Origin of the sequence: Chryseobacterium salivictor (assembly GCF_004359195.1) — a bacterium.
GTDB classification, from domain to species: Bacteria; Bacteroidota; Bacteroidia; order Flavobacteriales; family Weeksellaceae; genus Kaistella; species Kaistella salivictor.
Genome location: NZ_CP037954.1, coordinates 1,254,702 through 1,276,910 on the forward strand (window position 1 = coordinate 1,254,702; position 22,209 = coordinate 1,276,910).

22 protein-coding genes are annotated in these 22,209 nt (G+C 36.6%); 15 read left to right on the forward strand and 7 right to left on the reverse strand.

Annotation, left to right across the window (positions count from 1 at the left end):
- Positions 1-2: 2 nt before the first annotated feature.
- The 7 genes from fabF to NBC122_RS05820 all read right to left on the reverse strand — a co-directional run bounded on the left by fabF (position 3) and on the right by NBC122_RS05820 (position 5,707).
- Entirely contained in the window at positions 3-1,247 is a 1,245-nt protein-coding gene (fabF, locus tag NBC122_RS05790) for a beta-ketoacyl-ACP synthase II (RefSeq protein WP_133439470.1), read from the reverse strand.
- Positions 1,248-1,273: 26 nt separating this feature from the next.
- Complete coding sequence (locus NBC122_RS05795; RefSeq protein ID WP_002976354.1) at positions 1,274-1,513, reverse strand: acyl carrier protein; 240 nt, start codon at positions 1,511-1,513, stop codon at positions 1,274-1,276.
- A 341-nt stretch (positions 1,514-1,854) separates the two neighbouring features.
- Positions 1,855-2,778: a formimidoylglutamase gene (gene hutG, locus NBC122_RS05800; RefSeq protein WP_133439471.1), complete on the reverse strand. Its 924-nt coding sequence runs from the start codon at positions 2,776-2,778 to the stop codon at positions 1,855-1,857.
- A 3-nt stretch (positions 2,779-2,781) separates the two neighbouring features.
- Positions 2,782-3,372 carry a hypothetical protein gene (locus tag NBC122_RS05805; RefSeq protein WP_133439472.1) on the reverse strand — a complete coding sequence of 197 codons (591 nt, stop codon included), beginning with the start codon at positions 3,370-3,372 and terminating at the stop codon, positions 2,782-2,784.
- Between the two features lie 3 nt (positions 3,373-3,375).
- On the reverse strand, positions 3,376-4,305 hold the full coding sequence (paaA, locus tag NBC122_RS05810; protein ID WP_246012465.1) for a 1,2-phenylacetyl-CoA epoxidase subunit PaaA: 930 nt from the start codon (positions 4,303-4,305) through the stop codon (positions 3,376-3,378).
- A 28-nt stretch (positions 4,306-4,333) separates the two neighbouring features.
- Positions 4,334-4,591: a hypothetical protein gene (locus tag NBC122_RS05815; RefSeq protein ID WP_133439474.1), complete on the reverse strand. Its 258-nt coding sequence runs from the start codon at positions 4,589-4,591 to the stop codon at positions 4,334-4,336.
- Between the two features lie 27 nt (positions 4,592-4,618).
- A complete protein-coding gene (locus tag NBC122_RS05820) occupies positions 4,619-5,707 on the reverse strand; it encodes an FAD-binding oxidoreductase (RefSeq protein ID WP_133439475.1) in 1,089 nt (362 codons plus the stop codon).
- A 340-nt stretch (positions 5,708-6,047) separates the two neighbouring features.
- On the opposite strand from NBC122_RS05820, the gene clpB reads away from it, so the two are divergent.
- The 15 genes from clpB to NBC122_RS05890 all read left to right on the forward strand — a co-directional run bounded on the left by clpB (position 6,048) and on the right by NBC122_RS05890 (position 22,182).
- A complete protein-coding gene (gene clpB / locus NBC122_RS05825; protein ID WP_133439476.1) occupies positions 6,048-8,639 on the forward strand; it encodes an ATP-dependent chaperone ClpB in 2,592 nt (863 codons plus the stop codon).
- A gap of 1,090 nt (positions 8,640-9,729) precedes the next feature.
- The gene (locus NBC122_RS05830) at positions 9,730-11,655 is read left to right on the forward strand and encodes an ABC-F family ATP-binding cassette domain-containing protein (RefSeq protein ID WP_133439477.1); all 1,926 of its coding nucleotides are present in this window, start codon (positions 9,730-9,732) and stop codon (positions 11,653-11,655) included.
- A gap of 139 nt (positions 11,656-11,794) precedes the next feature.
- Positions 11,795-13,123: a hydroxymethylglutaryl-CoA reductase, degradative gene (locus tag NBC122_RS05835; RefSeq protein WP_133439478.1), complete on the forward strand. Its 1,329-nt coding sequence runs from the start codon at positions 11,795-11,797 to the stop codon at positions 13,121-13,123.
- Position 13,124: 1 nt separating this feature from the next.
- Complete coding sequence (locus NBC122_RS14345; RefSeq protein WP_165983196.1) at positions 13,125-13,295, forward strand: hypothetical protein; 171 nt, start codon at positions 13,125-13,127, stop codon at positions 13,293-13,295.
- A 1-nt stretch (position 13,296) separates the two neighbouring features.
- Positions 13,297-13,683, forward strand: a complete 387-nt coding sequence (locus tag NBC122_RS05840; protein ID WP_133439479.1) for a DUF423 domain-containing protein — start codon at positions 13,297-13,299, stop codon at positions 13,681-13,683.
- A 23-nt stretch (positions 13,684-13,706) separates the two neighbouring features.
- Complete coding sequence (locus NBC122_RS05845) at positions 13,707-13,967, forward strand: hypothetical protein (protein WP_133439480.1); 261 nt, start codon at positions 13,707-13,709, stop codon at positions 13,965-13,967.
- A 2-nt stretch (positions 13,968-13,969) separates the two neighbouring features.
- A complete protein-coding gene (locus tag NBC122_RS05850; protein ID WP_133439481.1) occupies positions 13,970-14,836 on the forward strand; it encodes a DMT family transporter in 867 nt (288 codons plus the stop codon).
- A 116-nt stretch (positions 14,837-14,952) separates the two neighbouring features.
- Positions 14,953-16,146, forward strand: a complete 1,194-nt coding sequence (gene sucC / locus NBC122_RS05855; RefSeq protein ID WP_133439482.1) for an ADP-forming succinate--CoA ligase subunit beta — start codon at positions 14,953-14,955, stop codon at positions 16,144-16,146.
- Positions 16,147-16,558: 412 nt separating this feature from the next.
- Entirely contained in the window at positions 16,559-16,972 is a 414-nt protein-coding gene (rpsL, locus tag NBC122_RS05860; protein WP_034718671.1) for a 30S ribosomal protein S12, read from the forward strand.
- Between the two features lie 25 nt (positions 16,973-16,997).
- Entirely contained in the window at positions 16,998-17,474 is a 477-nt protein-coding gene (rpsG, locus tag NBC122_RS05865; protein WP_133439483.1) for a 30S ribosomal protein S7, read from the forward strand.
- A gap of 6 nt (positions 17,475-17,480) precedes the next feature.
- Complete coding sequence (gene fusA, locus NBC122_RS05870) at positions 17,481-19,598, forward strand: elongation factor G (protein WP_133439484.1); 2,118 nt, start codon at positions 17,481-17,483, stop codon at positions 19,596-19,598.
- A gap of 19 nt (positions 19,599-19,617) precedes the next feature.
- On the forward strand, positions 19,618-19,923 hold the full coding sequence (gene rpsJ, locus NBC122_RS05875) for a 30S ribosomal protein S10 (protein WP_056035238.1): 306 nt from the start codon (positions 19,618-19,620) through the stop codon (positions 19,921-19,923).
- Between the two features lie 335 nt (positions 19,924-20,258).
- Positions 20,259-20,570 (forward strand): hypothetical protein, encoded by a 312-nt coding sequence (locus tag NBC122_RS05880; RefSeq protein WP_133439485.1) that lies wholly within the window; start codon positions 20,259-20,261, stop codon positions 20,568-20,570.
- 48 nt (positions 20,571-20,618) lie between these two features.
- Positions 20,619-21,371, forward strand: a complete 753-nt coding sequence (locus NBC122_RS05885) for a GLPGLI family protein (RefSeq protein WP_133439486.1) — start codon at positions 20,619-20,621, stop codon at positions 21,369-21,371.
- Entirely contained in the window at positions 21,355-22,182 is an 828-nt protein-coding gene (locus NBC122_RS05890; RefSeq protein ID WP_133439487.1) for a GLPGLI family protein, read from the forward strand. Before NBC122_RS05885 ends, NBC122_RS05890 begins: the two co-directional genes overlap by 17 nt.
- The last annotated feature ends 27 nt before the right edge of the window (positions 22,183-22,209 follow it).

Genomic DNA, 22,209 nt, shown 5'->3' on the forward strand with positions numbered 1-22,209 from the left:
TCTTAAATTTTGGTAAAGAGTACACAGGCATTATGTCCGCCGAAACCGAAAGTGTTACTCATGGCAACTTTCACTTCTTTTTTCACGGCATGATTAAATGTGAAATTCAATCTTCTGTCAATGTTTTCATCATCCGTAAAGTGATTGATGGTAGGAGGTACAATGTTGTGAATAATGGTATGTATTGCTGCAATCGCTTCAACAACTCCTGCTGCACCAAGTAAATGGCCAGTCATCGATTTGGTAGAATTAATCTGAATGTCGAAAGCGTGTTCTCCCAATAATTTTGAAATTGCATTAGATTCAGCAATATCTCCCAATGGAGTAGAAGTCCCATGCATATTGATGTGATCTACTTCATCGGCCGTAATGCCGGCATCTTCCAAACAGTTTTTCATTACGAGATAAGCGCCCAGTCCTTCAGGATGTGGTGCCGTCATATGATAGGCATCTGCACTCATTCCACCGCCTTTTAGTTCAGCATAAATCGTTGCGCCACGTTTTACGGCGTGCTCATATTCTTCCAAAATAATACAACCTGCTCCTTCACCAAGAACAAATCCGTCACGATCTTTATCGAACGGTCTTGAGGCAGTTTTAGGATCATCATTTCTGGTAGAAAGTGCCATCATTGCATTAAATCCGCCAACGCCACTTGCAGTGACTGCGGCTTCAGAACCCCCACAAACGATTACATCAGCTTTTCCTAACTGAATCAGCATTTTGGAATCGATAAGAGCATTTGCAGAAGATGCACATGCGGAAACCGTTGCATAGTTAGGGCCATGGAAACCATATTCTATGGAAATGTGTCCCGGTGTAATGTCCACGATCATCTTTGGAATAAAGAAAGGATTGAATCGAGGAATATCAGTATTCGCCCAACCCAAAACCTCTTTTTCAAAAGTTTCTAAACCACCAATTCCAGAACCCCAAATTACGCCAACACGATTTTTGTCAACATTGGACTCAATGATGCCAGAGTGCGCTACGGCTTCTCTTGCGGCAACGAGACCCAGTTGCGTATTACGGTCCATTTTTTTAGCTTCTTTCTTATCGAAATGTTCCAATGGATCGAAGTCTTTAACTTCGCACGCGAATTTGGTTTTGAACTTTGAGGCATCAAAAAGAGTAATAGGAGCGGCTCCGCTCTCACCTTTGACAAGGCTTTCCCAGTATTCTTTAGCGTTTTTTCCAACAGGCGTAATCGCGCCAAAGCCGGTTACAACTACTCTTTTCAATTCCATAAATTTTGTTCTTTGTTGATAGAATATTATTTGTTCACTACTTCTTCAATGTAAGCAATAGCGTGTCCTACCGTAGTTATTTTTTCTGCTTGATCATCAGGAATCTGAATGTTAAATTCTTTTTCGAATTCCATAATTAGTTCTACAGTATCCAAAGAATCAGCTCCTAAATCGTTAGTGAAGCTAGCTTCTGGAGTTACTTCTGTTTCTTCAACGTCGAGTTTATCAGCGATGATAGCTTTTACTCTTGATGCAATGTCTGACATAGTAAGTTATTTTTAATTAATTGTTAGTTGCTGCAAAGATATAAAATTCTTTATGATTTGAACTTTTTTTACCAAATTTTAAATCAGGCGTGAAATGAATTTTAATAAAGACTGAACTCCAACTTGCTCTGACCGTACAATGCCGCTGTAATATTTCTACCGCAAAACTGACATTGTTGTTTTATTGGTGTTTTTGACGGATTGAAAGTCAATAAGTTAAAACTTTAATCTATAAGTTTCTGAAATAACATTCTTTTTTTTCTCTTTTAAGTAGGGAAGGAATCTGTCCTTTTTTGTAAACTGCGATTAGGTGAATTTACTTCTAATTATCGGTGAAAAATTTAATTTTCGGTCAGTATAAACCATTCATTGACCAAAGAGGCGGCAAGTCTCGCTGTGATTTCATTAGGATCATAGGTCGGATTTACTTCGGCAACATCCATCGCAACCTGTTTTTTAGACTTCAGAATATGCTTGAACAAATGCATGAAAGCTGCATCTGCAAAAATTCCGTTGTAAGCCAAGGCCGAAACGCCCGGAGCGATTGAAACATTGAAAACATCCATGCAAATGGTTACATAAATAACATCTGATGTTTCTATAAATTCATTAAGTTTAGAATATAGGTTGGGGAGATTATCAAAAAACAGTTCTTCTGCCAAAATATAGTTCATGCCATATTCATGAGCGGTATCAAACAGTTTCAACGTATTTGAATTTCTCTGAATTCCGATATGCATGGAATGAATCCCGCCTTCCTGAGCAATTTGCCAAAATCCAGTTCCTGAACTTGAGCCAATTTCAGGATCGATTTCCCGATTGTCAAAATGAGCATCAATATTAATAATTCCAATTTTTTGAATGGGAAATGCTTTTCTTATTCCGGAATAATGAGCGTAAGTGACTTCGTGCCCTCCGCCGAAAACGATTGATTTGCCTTTTCTTTTTAAAACTTCAGCAACTTTATTCGCGAGTTCGTCTTGGGTTTTTTCTAAATTTTCGTCCGGACAATATATATTACCAAAATCTTTCAGCGTAAATTCCGGATTGACGACGGGGAAATTCGAACTGTTTTTGCGGATCATATCAGGAGCGTCTTTTGCACCGATTCTTCCTTTGTTTCTTTTTACACCTTCATCCACGGCAAAACCATGCAAAACGAAATCGTTTTCCAAAATATTATCGTAATTATTCTCCAAAGTTACTCTTTGAAAAACTCTATGATAAAGCGGTTCGTCGCCATCGAAACGTCCTGTCCAAATCATTTTTTAGAATTTTATTTTAAATTCGGTTTCTATGTAATTTAAGATTTCGAAAAAGCTTTTCAGTTCGTTAATTTCTGGAAAATCTTTTAGATAGGATTTTGGATTAGAATAATTAAAACTATTTTGCAACTTTCCATTTTTGTAAATAACTCTATATGAAACTCCATCCATAACCATCATTTTTGAAGTTGATATGACGTTTTCTTTTAAATCCTCGTCATACACAATTTCTCTTTTTTCTTTTTTGTATTGAAAGGTGTTTTCATTAGGTAGAAATTCGATATTTCTTATTTCAAAATTCATAAAATTAATTTCGTCTGCTTTTAATTTTGTGATTCTTGGTTCAATAGTTTGAAATTCATGAGTACCAAACTCCGAAGGAAAGTTCCAGTCTATAAGTTCAGCGTTCCATTTATTATCTTGTAAATAAATTAGAAAGACTTTCCCGCCATTTGTTATTGAATAGTCTTTATAGATTCTTATTTCTTTTTCATTTTGAATTTTTTCTGGAATTTTCGCCCAATAATCTGCACCTTTTTGCCCACGGCAAATAGAAAATATAAAAATAAAAAATATTTGAATTAAGGTTTTCAATTGCTAATTAGTCTGTTTCCCCGCATACGCCATCGCCGCATCCTTCACCCAGGAATGTTCCCGCTGGGCTTTTCTCTTGGTTTCCAAACGTTTTTTATTGCAAGGGCCGTTTCCTTTTAAAACTTCCATGAATTCATCCCAAGGCAATTCTCCGAAATCGTAATGTTGGGTTTCTTCATTCCATTTTAAATTTTCATCAGGAATTTTTAATCCTAAAAACTCTGCCTGAGAAACGGTTACATCTACAAATCTTTGACGCAAATCGTCATTGCTTTCTCTTTTTACCCGGTAATTCATGGATTTTTGAGAGTTCGGAGAATCGGCATCATTCGGGCCAAACATCATAAGAGCCGGCCACCAAAAACGGTTCAAGGCTTCCTGTGCCAGATTTTTCTGTTCTTTCGTTCCGCGGCAAAGCGTCATCAAAATTTCATAACCTTGTCTCTGGTGAAAAGATTCTTCTTTGCAAATTCTCACCATCGCTCTGGAATATGGGCCGTAAGAATTTCCCATCAACATAACCTGATTCATAATTGCAGCGCCATCAACCAACCAGCCGATCGCTCCAATATCTGCCCAGGAAAGTGCAGGATAATTGAAGATGCTCGAATATTTGGCTTTTCCGGAAAGCATATCGTTATAAGTAGAATCGCGGTCTGCGGCAATTTCTCCGTTATTCAAAGTTTCTGTCGCAGCATACAAATAAAGGCCGTGTCCTGCTTCATCCTGAATTTTTGCAAGCAATGCCATTTTTCTCCTCAAAGTAGGAGCGCGGGAAATCCAGTTGGCTTCGGGAAGCATTCCCACAATTTCGGAATGGGCATGCTGGGAAATCTGTCTCACCAATAATTTTCTGTAATCATCGGGCATTACGTCTTTCGGTTCCACTTTATTTTCTGCCTGTACGTATTCTAAAAATTTATCTTGATTCATGAGGTTTTTTTTATTAAAAATTGCCGGTTTACTGCGCATTGATTGCGTCTTCTTCCGGCAGATAAAGACCGATTCTTCCTTCAGAGAATTCGCCGACGACAAAATTTATTGTTTTTTCGGGACTTCTGATTTCGTATTCGTTGAAGAGGTATGGATTTCCACTTAGGGGGCCAATTACTTCAATCTTTCGGTCAGCGCAATGCCAATAGTGATTCCAAATATTAATTCCTTCTACTTTAAATTCTTTTTCTTCTTCAATTAAGGACGCAAATTTCCAGTTTTTCATGATTGGTGATTTTTTAAATAAAACAGATTAAACATCATAATTCAGCATCACCACATTGGTGGTCGGGTGACACTGACAGGTTAATACAAAACCCCGCTCCACCTCGTCGTCGGTGAGTGCGAAGTTTTTTTCCATAAATACTTCACCTTCCATGACCTGTGCTTTGCACGTGCAGCAAACGCCACCTTTGCAGGCAAATGGAACAGGAAGTTTCTCTGCTAAAGCCTGGTCTAAAATACTCTTTTTCTTTGAATTCAGATGGAATGAATATTCGTCATCATCAATAATTAAAGTCACCATGCTTTCTAAATTAGGGATGGCTTTGAATTCATCGCTCATTTCTGCATTTCCTTCTTCGTCGGGTGCTGCGTAATATTCGTACATGATCTGAAGCGACGGAACTTTCTTTTCTTTTTTCAGATAATCCGAGATTCCTTTGATCATTTCAGACGGTCCGCAGATAAAATAGGTGGAATCCTGAACGGGAATATCGGTAAATCTCTGGAATAAAAGATCGAGTTTCTCTGCTGAAATTCTTCCTTCGAAAAGTTCGTCTTCAAAATGCTTTTCTCTGGACAACAGGAAAATGACTTTTAATCTTCCTTCAAATTTCTCCACCAAATCATCAATTTCTTTTTTAAAAATGATATCGGTGAAACTTTTATTGCTGAAGAACAGATAAGCTGAACTCTGTGGTTCCTGGTAAAGCGCTTCTTTGATATTGGACAGAACCGGAGATATTCCGCTTCCTGCGGCCAAACCAATGTAGGTTTTTTGATTCGAAATATGATAATGCGTGTAAAAATGTCCGCTCGGAGCCATTACTTCAACGCTATCGCCCACTTTTAGTTCACGGTTAAGATAAGTTGAGACTTTTCCCTGGTCCAGATGTTTTACTAGGATTTCCAGTTCCGGATTTTCTTCGCTTGGCGCGTTGATGATAGAATAGCTTCTGCGCAAATCGTCTTCCCCAAAAACAAATCTTACATTCAGATATTGTCCTTGTTTAAAAGAAAATTCGTGTTTTAAGTTTTCCGGGATTTCGAAAGCGATATGTACGCAATCATTGGTTTCCCGTGATACTTTTGTTGCTTTTAGTTGATGAAAATGATGCATAGTATTTTAAAAACTCAATAAAAATGAGTTCAACAAATATACTTATTTTTTGAAAAGTATAAAAACGGCGTATTTATTTCATTCATTATTTTAAATAGGTGCATTTTCTTGAAAATCTTGGGATGCAAGAAATTGATAGATTCTCAAAAGTGGAAATATTGGCTTACTGTTTTAATTTAAACTTATTGATTTCGGAAATTTTGACTGATTTCTTTTGATTATAATCAAAAGAATAGTTTTTGAGGAGTAGAAATAAGAATTTAATAATGATAAAAAAATAGTGAGAATTCGAAAATGGTTAAGAGTTCTTTCTGTTTCAGAACACTAAAAACATATAATTATGAACTTAGATCAATATACCGTAAAATCGCAGGAAGCCATTCAGAAATCGCAACAGATTGCGATGGAGTTCGGCAACCAAAGCATTGAGCCCCAACACTTACTGGAAGGTATTTTTCAAATAGATGAAAATATTTCTCAATTTTTATTAAAGAAATCGGAAGCCGAATTAACTTTAGTCAGAGAAAGAAACCGCGAGAATATCGAAAAACTTCCAAAGGTAGAAGGTGGTAATATTTACCTCTCACAACCTACGAATAAAGTGTTGCTGGATGCTCCAAATGTTGCCAAGAAAATGGGTGACGAATTTGTAACCATCGAGCATCTTTGGCTTTCCCTTCTCGATGTGAATTCCGATGTTTCGAAAATGCTCAAAGATATGGGACTTACAAAAAGTGGGTTGGAAACCGCCATCAAAGAATTGCGCAAAGGTTCGAAAGCGACTTCAGCAAGTTCCGAGGAAACTTATCAAAGCTTAAATAAATACGCGAAGAATTTTAATGAACTCGCTGCTGAAGGAAAACTTGATCCGGTTATCGGCAGAGATGAAGAAATTCGTAGAGTTTTGCAGATTCTTTCCAGAAGAACCAAGAATAATCCCATATTAATCGGTGAACCCGGAGTCGGTAAAACTGCGATTGCAGAAGGAATCGCACACCGGATTATTTCCGGCGATATCCCTGAAAATTTACAGGACAAAACTTTGTTTTCTCTCGACATGGGCGCTTTAATTGCCGGTGCAAAATACAAAGGAGAATTTGAAGAGAGACTGAAATCTGTCATTAATGAAGTCATTAAATCTGATGGGCAAATTATTCTATTCATCGATGAGATTCATACTTTAGTGGGTGCAGGCGGTGGAGAAGGAGCGATGGATGCTGCAAATATTTTGAAACCGGCTCTGGCAAGAGGAGAGCTCAGAGCCATCGGCGCGACAACTTTAAATGAATATCAAAAATATTTTGAAAAAGATAAAGCATTAGAAAGACGTTTTCAGAAAGTGATGGTTGAAGAGCCGGATACCGAATCTGCAATTTCCATTTTGCGAGGAATTAAAGATAAATATGAAGCTCACCACAAAGTCCGGATTAAAGATGAAGCCATTATTGCTGCAGTGGAGCAGTCTCAGCGGTATATTTCTGACCGTTTTTTACCGGACAAAGCCATCGATTTAATTGATGAGGCTTCCGCGAAATTAAGAATGGAAATCAATTCAAAGCCAGAAGCGCTGGATGTTCTGGATCGTAAACTGATGCAGATGGAAATTGAATTGGCTGCGATTTCAAGGGAAGGCAATGATGTCAGAGTCGGTCATTTGAAAGAAGATATTTCAAAAGTTTCTGAGGAGCGAAATGAGATCAACGCAAAATGGCTCAAAGAAAAACAAAAATCAGAGGATTTAACTTCCATTAAAAAAGAGATTGAAGCATTGAGATTAGAAGCTGAGCGAGCTTCCAGAGCAGGTGATTACGCTAAAGTTGCCGAAATTCAGTATGGGAAAATTAAAGAAAAAGAAAGCGATTTGCAGAAACTTGAACTCGAGATGCAAAACAACCAGAATGAATTAATTAAGGAAGAAGTTACGGCAGAAAATATCTCGGAAGTAATTTCAAAATGGACGGGAATTCCGGTGACTAAATTAATTCAGTCCGAACGCGAAAAATTATTGCATCTGGAAGACGAACTCCATAAAAGAGTCGTTGGTCAGAATGAGGCGATAGAATCCGTCGCAAACGCGATCAGAAGAAACCGTGCGGGATTGAATGATGAGAAAAAACCGATCGGAAGTTTCTTATTCCTTGGAACGACAGGGGTTGGAAAAACCGAGTTGGCAAAAGCGCTTGCAGAATATCTTTTCGACGACGAAAATAATATGACCAGAATCGATATGAGTGAATATCAGGAAAGACATTCCGTTTCACGGCTCGTGGGTGCTCCTCCGGGATATATCGGTTATGAGGAAGGCGGGCAGTTAACGGAAGCTGTCCGCAGAAGACCTTATTCAGTCGTTCTTTTAGACGAGATTGAAAAAGCGCATCCGGATGTTTTCAACACTTTGCTGCAGGTTTTAGATGACGGAAGATTAACGGATAATAAAGGAAGAGTCGTCAATTTTAAAAATTCGATTATTATTATGACCTCCAATTTAGGGTCGCCGTTAATTATGGAGAATTTCGAAAATATTACAGATAATAATGTAGAGGAAATCGTATACAAAACAAAAGAACAGGTTTTTGAACTGCTTAAACAAACATTAAGACCAGAGTTCATTAACCGGATTGATGAAATAGTTCTTTTCCAGCCTTTGAACAGAAAAGAAATCGGAAAAATCGTGCATTATCAATTGCAGGACTTCAACAGAATGTTGGAGAAAAGAGGAATTATCATCACTGCAACCGACGATGCCGTGGAATATGTGATGAACAAAGGTTACGATCCGGCGTTCGGTGCGCGGCCTTTAAAAAGAGTTCTTCAGCAGGAAGTTCTGAATAAACTGTCCAGGGAAATACTGGCCGGACATGTGAACGATGGCGACCGGATCACTCTGGATTACTTTGAGGAAAGTGGCCTGGTCTTTAGAGCGACAGAGTGAACGTAATATTATATATCATTAAAAAACCGTCCATTTTACCTTTCAAATGGACGGTTTTATTTGTAGGCGGATATGGAGTTGCATTTTTGGAGCGGAGAGATTTGTTTTTGTTTATAACAAAACGGTCAATTTCTATTTAACATAATGTGGCAAAGTATTTGCTTTCTCTAAAATGAAAAATTTTTTTTCATCATTTGTGTTTTTGGATCCGCTGAGCAATCAGCGGATCCATTTTTTTTAAAAATTTATGGTTGTGGAAAAAAGATGAAAAATACTTTGAATAAAATTTTGTTATTCAAAAAATAAGCGCAATATTTGCAGTGTTCAATGCTTGTACAAGCAAAGAATAAATTTTTTTTCATCATTTGTGTTTTTAGAATCCATCAGTCATGATGGATTCTTTTGTTTGGTATTGATGGTGGAAATGTTTTTAATTTAAAAATAAACCGCCAATATGTTTTGTTATGCAAACAATAATACCGACCTTTGTGCCATTCAATGCTTGTAAAAGCAAAGAATAATTTTTTTTCATCATTTGTGTTTTTAGAATCCACTTTCATCGGTGGATTCTTTTTTATTAAAAAAAGAAACTATAAATGACGGCCAAATCGCTTCTGCTAAAAAGCTTTTCACAAAAATACTATCAAGACGTTCTTTAGGAACGGTGACGACAACAAAGGTGCTTTTCAGTGCGTAAGGTTTCTTTTCAGAATGATAATAAGTGTATGGGGTCTGGGGAAATAGATGGATTTTATGTATTGCAAGATTTTATTTTTACTAAAATTAATTTTGAAGAATTCTAACTTTCGGCATCTCAGATATAGCCGGGATCAACATTGAAAGCCCAAAACCTTTTACCGCTTTTTTTATTTTAAATAAAAAGTAAGCACATACCCCGAGGTTTCGGCAAGTCAGTAACTTTTGGTGGAAAGGCCGATTAGATTCTTTATTTTGAATATTAAAATACCGGTAAATTTAAATATTTAAGTTGAAAAATTCAGTAACTGGCCGCGCAACTTAGTCTGTAATTCAATTAGTTTCACTACTTTTGCACCTCGAAAATTCACTTATCAATTAGTATTCAAAAAATATGATTTCTGTTCAAAATTTAGGTCTTCATCACTCTGGGAATTACCTTTTTCAAAATGTAAATTTCACCATCAAAAAGGATGATAAAATCGGTTTGGTCGGCAAAAACGGAGCGGGCAAATCGACCTTGCTAAAGATGATTACCGGCGAAATTAATTTCTACGAAGGGAGTATTGTTCCCGAAGGAAATGTGACCATGGGTTTCCTGAAGCAGGATCTGGATTTTGTAAAAGGAAGAACCGTTTGGGATGAAACCATGCAGGCGTTTGAGCAAATCAATGCCATGAAAAATGAACTCGATGAAGTGAATCATCAGCTGGTGACCAGAACCGATTATGAAAGTCAAGCGTATGAAAATATAATTCACCGTATGACCGAACTGAATGATCTTCTGATGCATTACGACGCCTATAATCTGGAAGGTGATGTGGAGAAAATCCTGTTGGGTTTAGGTTTTAAAGCGGATGATTTTCATAAAATCACCGATGAGTTTTCCGGAGGTTGGCGAATGAGAATCGAACTCGCAAAATTACTTCTGCAGAAAAACGATTTGATGTTACTCGATGAGCCTACGAATCACCTGGATATGGAATCCATCATTTGGCTGGAAAGTTTCTTGAAAGATTATCCGGGATCCATCGTTCTTGTGAGTCACGATAAGCAATTTATGACTTCTGTTTGTAACCGAACTTTCGACATTAATAATAAAAAAGTTGACGATTACAAAGCCAACTACACCAAATATTTAGAGTTAAGTTTAGAAAGAAAAGAAAAACAAATTCAAGCCAAGAAAAATCAGGATGTAGAAATCAAGCAAATGGAAGACAATATCAACCGTTTCCGCGCTTCTGCAACTAAGTCTTCTTTCGCGCAATCTTTGATAAAGAAACTGGATAAATTAGAAAGAATTGAAGTTGATACTGATGATGTTTCCAAATTTAATATTCGATTTCAACCCGCTGTAACTCCGGGAAAAGTAGTTTTTGAAGCTAAAAATTTAGGAAAAGCATACGGTAAAAAACAAATTTTTGATGGCGTTGATTTCTTCATAGAACGTGGACAGCGAATTGCTTTGCTGGGTCAAAATGGGCAAGGAAAAACAACTTTGGCGAAAATTTTATCTGGAGAAATTACCGATTATTCCGGTGAATGGAATCTCGGTCACAATGTAAACATTGGTTATTTTGCCCAAAATCAGGAAGAAGTTTTAACCCCGAATAAAACCGTTTTAGAGGAAGCTGAAGATTCTGCTACTGAAGAAACCCGTCCTCGTGTTCGTGATCTATTGGGAAGTTTCCTTTTTCAAGGTGATGATGTTACGAAGAAAACAAAAGTGCTTTCCGGAGGGGAACGTAACCGTTTGGCCTTGTGTAAATTGTTGCTCCGTCCGTTTAATACTTTGATTATGGATGAGCCTACGAATCACCTGGATATTCAGTCCAAAGAAATTATCAAATTGGCACTGCAGAAATTCGAAGGAACGCTGATCGTAATTTCTCACGACCGTGAATTTCTCCAAGGTTTAAGTGATAAGATTTTCGAATTCCGTGACGGAACGATGAAAGAATTTTTGGGAGATATTAATGATTATCTGGCCTTCCGTCAGAAAGAAAGTATCCGCGAAGTTTCTGCCGAAAAATCGAAATTGCAGGAAATGAGAAACGAACCTGTTGCAGAAAAAGTAATTGAAAAACCGATCGAAAAAAAGATGGTTATTGTTTCGAAAGATCAAAAGAATATTCAAAATAAAATAAAGAAAGTAGAAGAAAAAATCTCTGAACTCGAACTGAAAATCGAGGACATGGAAGCGACTTTTATCACCGAAAATCCTTCAGCGGAAACGTTGGAAACTTACAATTCCAGAAAAGCAGATTTGGATTTGGCGTTGCAGGAATGGGAGTTTTTGGGAACGCAGTTGGAAGGTTAAAAAAATCTTCGAAGTTCTAAAATTTTATTTTTAAAAAATCGCCACGAATGCACGAATGAATTTTATTCGTGCATTCGGGGCGTTATAACCAAAAACTTCCATACAAAAATTCCTATCTTTGAACTTTAATTAAACTTCAATGAATCACAGTCCGGTAGAAGGTTTTTCTAAACTTTCAAAACAAAGAAAAATAGATTGGCTCATCAAAGAATATCTGAGCGAAGACCGCAGTTACGAACAGGTTCTTCAGCAATATTGGAATGGCGATCACACGCTGCAGAAATTACACGAAGAGTTTTCAGAAAACACCATTTCCAATTTTTATATGCCGTACGGAATTGCTCCTAATTTCCTTATCGACGGGAAATTATTGGCTTTGCCGATGGCCGTGGAAGAAAGTTCGGTAGTCGCAGCCGCTTCAAAAGCCGCAAAATTCTGGATTGATAAAGGTGGTTTCAAAACTACCATCATTAATACTAAAAAATTAGGTCACACACATTTTATTCTGAATGTGGAACCTCATAAATTACAGCATTTCTTTAACTTTAAATTAAAGAAAAGATTGTTTGAAGCGACCGAAGAAATCACCAAAAACATGCGAAATCGTGGTGGTGGAATTTTAAACATTCGTCTCATCGATAAAACTGCGGATTTGGAAAATTATTTTCAACTGAAAGCGAGTTTCGATACCGTAGATTCTATGGGTGCCAATTTCATCAATTCCTGCTTGGAACAGTTCGGAAAAACTTTGACAGAAGAAGTTCAGAAAGAAGAAAGTTTCACGCAGGAAGAAAAAGATTCGCTGCAGATTGTCATGAATATTCTTTCCAATTTCACGCCGGATTGTATTGTACGTGCCGAAGTTTCCTGCAAAATTGAAGACCTGAAAGACGACAGCGGAATTTCTAACGAAGAATTTGCAACCAAATTTAAACGCGCGGTGACCATCGCCGAAATCGAACCTTTCCGTGCGACTACTCATAATAAAGGAATTATGAACGGAGTTGACGCAGTTGTAATTGCGACAGGAAATGATTTCCGTGCAACCGAAGCCTGCGCGCATGCTTACGCCGCAAAAGACGGAAAATACTCAAGTTTGACGCACTGCACAACCGATAACGGAATTTTCAGATTTTGGATTGATCTTCCAATTTCTGTAGGTGTTGTTGGTGGTTTGACGAATCTTCATCCGCTGGTAAAATTTTCTCTGGCTTTGCTCGGGAAACCTTCTGCGCAGGAACTGATGAGTATTTTAGCGGTTTCCGGTTTGGCTCAAAATTTTGGCGCATTGCGTTCTTTGGTGACGACGGGAATTCAGAAAGGGCACATGAAAATGCATCTGTTCAACATCCTGAACCAATTGGGAGCAACCGAAGAAGAGAAAAATCATTTTGTCACTTATTTTAAAGACAAAACGGTGACACATCATGAAGTGATTACGGAGTTTAATAAATTGAGGAATAGATAATATGTTGCAACTTTTTTTAGGGCTTTTAATTTTAATTTTCGGGGTTTTTCTGAAAACAACCAAAGACCCGGGATTTGCCAAATCAAAGAAATTTTCGTGGATGTTTATTCTCATCGGAATATTATCCATCATGGGAAAATTAGTTATCATGTATCAACAGGGAGAATTATAATATGAAAAATTTAACATTAATCATCGGAGCCGTTTACGGTTTGGTTTCCGTAATTTTAGGAGCATTCGGGGCGCATGCGCTAAAGAAATTTTTATCAATTGATAAGCTCGCCAGTTTTGAAACCGGCGTGAAATATCAAATGTATTCCGCACTTTTTTTATTGATCGTGGGATATATTTTAAAATTTGAAACCCCTTCGGAAAAGTGGATTTCTATCTTAATGATTGCGGGAACGTTTCTGTTTTCGGTGAGTATTTATTTGTTGGCATTTAGTGAAGTGGCAGCGATTCCATCGAAAGCGATCGGGCCAATAACGCCGCTTGGTGGTTTGCTGATGATTATTTCCTGGGCGATGCTGATCTTTTATTTTGTGAAAGCAAAATTTTAAATACTGGACTTCAAACTTATTGTATGTTTTTCTTCATCGGTGGAAATTCACAGAAATTAGTCGGAAAAGAATCCCGTAAAATCAATAAAAACGGATTTTTGGTGAATGCAGAAATCAAAGTTTTTAATAATTATAGTACACTTTTCTTTATTCCACTCATTCCGCTTGGTAAAAAATACAGCTTCTACATTCCGCATTCAGATGAGTATTACGAGAATGATTATTTCTCGAAAATGCCTGCGGAATATTTAGAAATCTGCAAAGAAGTCGGTAGAAAATATTGAACATGACGAGACCGAGAATCGCTTTATTTCTAGGGATTTTGTGTATTTCCATTTTCCCTGTAATCGTCCGGATGAATCTCACATCAGGATTAATTTCTGCGTTCTATAGAATGGCAATTGCTACGGCGATTCTTTTGCCTTTTGCTCTTTATAAGAACAAACTTAAGTTAGAAAACTTCAAAATGCTTTTACCAATAATGGTTTGCGGCGTTTTGTTTGCTTCAGATATTGCCGTTTGGAATATTTCAATTCAGAATTCATCTGCCACGCAGGCAACTTTGCTGACTAATCTTTCGCCAATTTGGGTCGGCGTTTTTTCCTTTATCTTTTTAAGTTACCGACCGCGAAAAAGTTTTTGGCTCGGAACTTTAATCGCTTTAATAGGAATGACAGTTTTTGTAGGGATTGATGTGATTTTAGAATTGAAATTAGACGTCGCTTTCTTCCTGGGTATTCTTTCCGGATTACTGTATGCTTTGTATATTTTGGTGAGTAAAAGGCTGTTGGAGCAATTAGAAGTCATTACTTTTATCACTTACAGCATGATTTTCAGTACCATTTTTCTTTTCATTATTAATGTTGTTTTTGAGGAACAATTTTTTGGTTTTTCAAATAAGGCGTGGATTTCACTTATTACTCAGGGAGTTGTTTGTCAGTTAATCGCGTGGTTACTCATCAGTTATGCGACCCAGAATATGCGTGCGACCAGAGTTTCCTTAAGTCTTTTGAGTCAGGCGATTTTTGCCACTATTTTAGCGGCAGTTTTTGTGAACGAAAAAATCACGGTGGTTCAAATGGTTGGCAGTATTATTATATTAGCCGGGATTGCAACTACCTTTTATGAAAAGACAAAACCTGCAATCAAGTAATTTTAAGAACATTAAAACCGGTTTTGCCAAAAAATTCAATGGGTTCAACTGTTATCTTCTCAAATTTTCTTAAATTTGTCAATCTTTAAAAAAAATAAATATCTAATTAAAATATTATGAATCTTCACGAGTACCAATCCAAAGAGATTTTGGCAAAATACGGAGTTAACATCCAACGAGGTTTTATTGCAAACACTGTGGAAGAAGCAGAAGCAGCAGCGAAAAAACTGACTGAAATGAACGGTAACGAAGGCTGGGTCGTTAAAGCGCAGGTCCACGCAGGTGGACGTGGAAAAGGCGGCGGCGTAAAGTTTTCACCCAACATGGAAAAACTGAAAGAAAATGCCGGAAACATCATCGGAATGCAGTTGGTTACTCCACAAACTTCTGCCGAAGGGAAAAAAGTAAATTTCGTTTTGGTAGCTGAAGATGTATATTATCCGGGAGAAACAGAAACAAAAGAGTTTTATGTTTCTATCCTTTTGGATCGTGCACAAGGCAAAAACATGATCGTATATTCTACAGAAGGTGGTATGGATATCGAGCACGTTGCCGAAGTGACGCCACATTTAATTCATAATGAAGTCGTAGATCCTTGTGTTGGTTTACAAGGTTTTCAGGCGAGAAAAATCGCATTCAACTTAGGTTTGGAAGGAGCTGCGTTCAAGGATTTTGTTAAATTTATTACGAATTTATACAGTGCTTACGTTGGGATTGATGCTTCTCTTTTTGAAATCAACCCTGTATTGAAAACTTCTGACAATAAAATTATTGCGGTAGATGCAAAAGTTTCTTTGGATGATAATGCATTGTTCCGTCACAAAGATTTGGCTGAATTAAGAGATACAAGAGAAGAAGATCCTACAGATGTTGAAGCCGGTGAAGCTGGTTTGAACTTTGTGAAACTTGATGGTGACGTTGCCTGTATGGTAAACGGAGCTGGTTTGGCGATGGCGACCATGGATATCATTAAATTATCTGGCGGTAACCCGGCAAACTTCTTAGACGTTGGTGGTACAGCCGATGCAGAAAGAGTTCAGAAAGCTTTCGGAATTATTTTGAAAGATCCGAATGTTAAGGCTATTCTGATTAATATTTTTGGTGGAATCGTACGTTGCGACCGTGTTGCCCAAGGTGTTGTAGATGCTTACAAAGCGATGGGAAGCCTTCCGGTTCCGTTGATCGTGAGATTGCAAGGAACCAACGCTGTTGAAGCAAAAGAGTTAATCGATCATTCCGGTTTACCGGTTCATTCAGCAATCACGTTGGAAGAAGCTGCTAATAAAGTAAAAGAAGTTTTAGGTCACTAAAATTATATTTATAATTAATGAAAGCCGTTCAGTAATTGAGCGGCTTTTTTGTGTAATGAATTATTATTTTTAAATATATTTTACATTTACAGACAGGTTATTGCTTTATAGCTTATCGTGACAAAGATTTCGTTCCGCTGCATAATAAGAGGGCGGCAAAGAATTATTGTACAACTCCTTAATATATGTTGAGTGGCGTCGGCTTTATAATTTCTGAGATTTAGGATAGTTTTTCTACTTTAGAAGTAAAGTGCGAAACAGCCGGTGGAATAATTTCGAAGAATTCTCGGTAATGCCTTTGTAATCTCATAAAAAATAATTTCGCTGAAAGTAATTGTAAATTATTGTAATTCAGGGTTTGCTAATTCAAAATAATTTCCTATTTTTGCCCCCTAAAATAAAAAGCAATTTAATGCCTACTATTCAACAATTAGTAAGAAAAGGAAGAGTCTCGCTTGCCAAGAAGAGCAAATCGGCTGCCCTTGAATCTTGTCCACAAAGACGAGGTGTATGTACAAGAGTATATACCACCACTCCTAAGAAACCTAACTCTGCGCTTAGAAAAGTTGCAAGGGTAAGACTTTCAAACGGTAAAGAAGTTAACGCCTATATCCCGGGCGAAGGACATAATCTTCAAGAGCACTCGATAGTATTGGTTAGAGGCGGAAGGGTGAAAGACCTACCGGGAGTACGTTATCACATTGTTCGTGGAGCTTTGGATACCGCAGGAGTAGCTGGAAGAACTCAGAGAAGATCAAAGTACGGAGCGAAAAGACCAAAACCAGGTCAGGCAGCTGCGGCACCTGCAAAAGGTAAGAAAAAGTAATCATTAATTTTTAAGAAACGAAACAATGAGAAAGACAAAAGCGAAAAAAAGACCGTTGTTACCGGATCCAAAATTTAATGATCAACTGGTAACAAGATTTGTAAACAATTTGATGTTTGATGGTAAAAAGTCAATCGCATTCAAAATTTTCTATGACGCATTAGACATCGTAGAAAGTAAAAAAGGAGATAACGAAAAGCCGGCTCTGGAAATCTGGAAAGATGCTTTGACGAACGTTATGCCTCACGTAGAAGTACGATCTAGAAGAATCGGGGGCGCGAACTTCCAGATTCCAATGCCAATCAGAGCTGATAGAAAAATTTCTATGGCGATGAAATGGTTAATTAAATATTCTACAGCTAGAAATGATAAATCAATGGCTCAGAAATTAGCTACTGAAGTTATCGCTGCTGCAAAAGAAGAAGGTGCTGCGTACAAAAAGAAAACAGACACTCATAGAATGGCTGAAGCAAACAAAGCATTTTCACACTTTAAATTCTAATCTGAAATGGCAAGAGATCTTAAGTATACAAGAAACATTGGTATCGCTGCGCACATTGATGCAGGGAAGACCACCACTACAGAAAGGATTTTATTTTACACAGGTAAAGTTCACAAATTAGGGGAAACTCACCAGGGTTCATCACAAATGGACTGGATGGAGCAGGAAGCAGAAAGAGGTATTACCATTACTTCCGCTGCAACAACCTGTAAATGGGTGTTCCCAAGATCAGAGGGAAAGCCTACACCTGATTCTCACGAATACCACTTTAATATTATCGATACACCAGGACACGTAGATTTTACGGTAGAGGTAAATCGTTCTTTAAGAGTATTAGACGGTTTGGTATTTTTATTCTCAGCGGTTGACGGTGTTGAGCCTCAATCCGAAACCAACTGGAGATTGGCTGACAATTACAATGTTGCGAGAATGGGATTCGTAAACAAAATGGACAGACAAGGTGCTGACTTTCTTATGGTTGTAAACCAGGTGAAGGAAATGTTAGGATCCAATGCGGTTCCAATCGTTTTACCGATCGGTGCTGAAGAAACTTTCACAGGAGTAGTAGATTTGATTAAGAACCGTGCTATTATGTGGCATGATGATACTCAGGGAGCTACTTTCGACGTTATTCCAATTCCGGAAGATATGTTGGATGAAGTACACATGTACAGAGAAAAATTAGTTGAAGCAGTTGCTGATTATGATGACACTTTGATGGAGAAATTCTTCGAAGATCCGGATTCAATTTCAGAAGACGAAATCAACGCAGCTTTGAGAAAAGCGACCATCGATATGTCGATTATCCCAATGACTTGTGGTTCTTCATTTAAGAATAAAGGAGTACAGTTTATGTTGGATGCAGTATGTAAGTACTTGCCTTCACCAATGGATAAAGAAGCAATCTATGGTACCAATCCAAAAACTGATGAGGAAGTTGAAAGACATCCTACCGTTCAAGATCCATTTGCAGCATTGGCATTTAAGATTGCTACCGATCCTTTCGTAGGAAGACTGGCATTCTTTAGAGCCTATTCAGGAAGACTTGATGCAGGTTCTTATGTATTAAACACAAGATCTGGTAACAAAGAAAGAATCTCCAGAATCTATCAAATGCACGCGAACAAGCAAAATCCTGTAGAATATATTGAAGCAGGTGATATTGGTGCAGCGGTTGGATTTAAAGATATTAAAACTGGTGATACATTGTGTGATGAGAAATTCCCAATCGTTCTAGAATCGATGGTTTTCCCAGATCCAGTAATCGGTATCGCAGTAGAACCTAAGACAAAAGCAGATCAGGATAAAATGGGGAACGCTTTGGCAAAACTGTCAGAAGAAGATCCTACTTTCCAGGTGAAAACCGACGAAGCTTCCGGTCAGACGATTATTTCAGGAATGGGTGAACTTCACCTTGATATCTTGATCGACCGTATGAGAAGAGAGTTTAAGGTAGAGGTTAACCAAGGTGAACCACAAGTAGAATACAAAGAAAACTTAACACAAGTTGCTGCTCACAGAGAAGTTTACAAAAAACAATCCGGTGGACGTGGTAAATTTGCTGATATTCAGTTCGAATTAGGCCCAACCGATGACGGTAAAGCTGGATTAGTATTCGTAAATGAAATCAAAGGTGGTAACATTCCAAGAGAATTTATCCCATCGGTAGAAAAAGGTTTCAAAGAATCTATGAAAAACGGTCCTTTAGCAGGATTTGAAGTAGAAGGAATCAAAGTAACTTTGAAAGACGGATCTTTCCACGCAGTGGATTCAGATGCATTATCTTTCGAACTTGCAGCAAAAATGGGCTTCAGAGAAGCAGGTAAAAAAGCGAAACCGGTAATCATGGAACCAATCATGAAACTGGAAGTAGTAACTCCGGAAGAATACATGGGAGATATCGTAGGTGACCTTAACAGAAGAAGAGGAACTGTAAACGGTATGGATGACAGAAACAACGCGAAAGTAATCAAAGGATTCGTCCCACTTTCCGAGATGTTCGGTTATGTAACTTCACTGAGAACCCTGTCTTCAGGTAGAGCAACATCTTCTATGGAATTCGAAAAATACGAAGCAGCCCCACAAAGTGTCGCTGAAAAAGTAATCGAAAAAGCAAGAGGTTAATTATTTAAATTAGATCAAAATGTCACAAAGAATCAGAATAAAATTAAAATCTTACGATTACAGTTTAGTAGACAAATCTGCTGAGAAAATCGTAAAAACGGTAAAAGCTACCGGTGCTGTTGTAAACGGCCCGATTCCTTTGCCAACGAATAAGAGAATCTTCACCGTGTTGAGATCTCCTCACGTAAACAAAAAAGCAAGAGAACAGTTCCAACTATCTGCACACAAAAGATTGATGGATATCTATTCTTCTTCTTCTAAAACTGTAGATGCCCTAATGAAATTAGAGTTACCTTCAGGAGTTGACGTAGAAATTAAAGTGTGATAATTTGCACTTTGCTATGATAATAAAATCCCTTTTCGAAAGATTAGGGATTTTTTGTTTGATTAAAGTTTCAGTTGTTGATGAAATTTTTTTTTTTTGGAGCAACAGGAGTTTCGTCTATTACGATTCCTGGCGATCCCATTTTTACCAGCTTTTCAGTCTATGAAAGGTTGAGGATTTTAATTGTAAATCTCATTTTGGCATATAGAATTTTGTAATTTACATTCATTCTAAAATGTCACTTTCGCATTGTTTTAAGAAGAATAGCTTGCACAGGTTCAGTTTTAGTTTTAGCTTTATATTCGTGATACATTAACCAATAAAAAAGATGTATTATGAAAAAAGTATTATTATTATCTACGATGCTTGTCGTATGTGGAGGATTCGCAATTGCTGCCCCTGCTGAATTTAATAAGCCAGAAGTAACGGATTTAAAAGAGATCGTTCATTCTAAAAGTAATGATGGTGCTACTTTTAAAGAGGTTAAAATAGTTTCTGTTGGTGGCGTTGATAGCTGTTATGAAAGATATTGTACCATTACCTCTTCAACAGATTCTAATGGTGTTATAACAGAAAAGAAATCTTGTTCTGATTGGTACCAAGTTCCTTGTACTGATTTAGGTGAAAGTTTGCCAAGAGTGGTTTAGAAACAAAGTTATGGGCGGTACCAAACGCCCATTTTAATTTATATCTATATGATGAAGTTTAAGAAAATTTCTTTTCTCGTACTTTTTATATCTTCTTTATTCTTTTCGCAAAAAAATAAAGAAGGGGTAATTTCTTATGAACAAAATTATAAAGGTAAAACGTTAAATGCCATTTTACTTTTTGATTCAAATTATTCATTATATAAAATTTCAACTGCTAAAGAGCATACTTCAATTTATACTTCATCAGATGGTTCTTTAGTCTATCCTTCTAATACAATAGATAGTATTGCAAATAAAACACGGTTTATTTTATTTGATAATGCTAAAAATTATTTTTACAATAATAACATTAATGGTAATAAAGAACATTTAATCATTGATCAAAAGAAGTTTAACTGGAAGGTTTCTACTGAAGAAAAAAACATTCTAGGATATGAATGTTCAAAAGCAACTACCGTAATAGGTAACGTAGAATACATTGCTTGGTTTACAAACCAAATTCCCTTATCATACGGGCCGGTTAAAATTAATGGTTTAAATGGTATTATTTTGGAAATAAGTGATGTTAATGGAGATTTGAAAATTTTGGCAAAAAATATTACAATACAGAAGTCTAGCGCAGAAATTGAAAATTTTGCTGAAAATTACAATTTCAACTCATCTATTACTGAAGAAGAATACCAAAAGCTATTTAATAATCACCTTATTGATATTGAGAATAAAATTAATAAGCAAAGAGAATTCTATTCAAAAGAAAAAGTTATTTTAAAAAAAGAATGTAATGATTGCAATAAATAATGTTAAGTTTTTACCATATTTTTTTCTAATTCCTTTTTTATTTAATTCACAAACGAAAAGATTTTATTATAATTTAAATTTCAAACCTAGTGATGATTCCTCATTAATACAAAAAGAAATTCTAGTATTAGATATTAATGCAGATAAAAATTTGTTTTATAGTAATGAATATCTTCGAATTGATTCTTTAAATAACACAAACTCTACTTTTAAATTTGCTTATCCAAAATTTAAAAAGATTATTGCATGGGAGAACAAAAAGAATACTTTTAAAGTATATAATAATCTTTCCATGAATTATTATTTCTATTCAACTAGCCAAAAGATAGAGTGGATATTAACGGGTGAAAAGAAAAAAATAGGAGACTATTTAGTGCAAAAAGCAATTGGTTCTTATGGAAAAAGAATGTGGAATGTCTGGTTTACAAATGAAATAGCTTTACCTTATGGTCCATATTTTTTTAATGGTTTACCAGGGTTGGTTTTAGAAGCTTATGATGATGATTATAATTATCACTTTTCATTTATTCAAAATAAAAACTTTTCAACAATAACCGATTCAGAGAAAATTATTGAAAAATATTTAGGTGTTAGAAAATTTGAAATAAAGGAAGATGAATGGCCTAAAGTATTACTTAATTATTATAATAATCCTATTCCTGAATACAAACAAGGAAATGCCATTAGGTTGAAAAATGATGGAACTCAATTTTCAGATCAAGACTACAGAGAACTAGAGAGAAATTTGAAATTTTCTATAAAAAACAATAATAACCCTATTGATTTGAATGAAAGAATAAATTATCCGTAAAGTTGATTTTTAGTTTTAGGGGGCAGT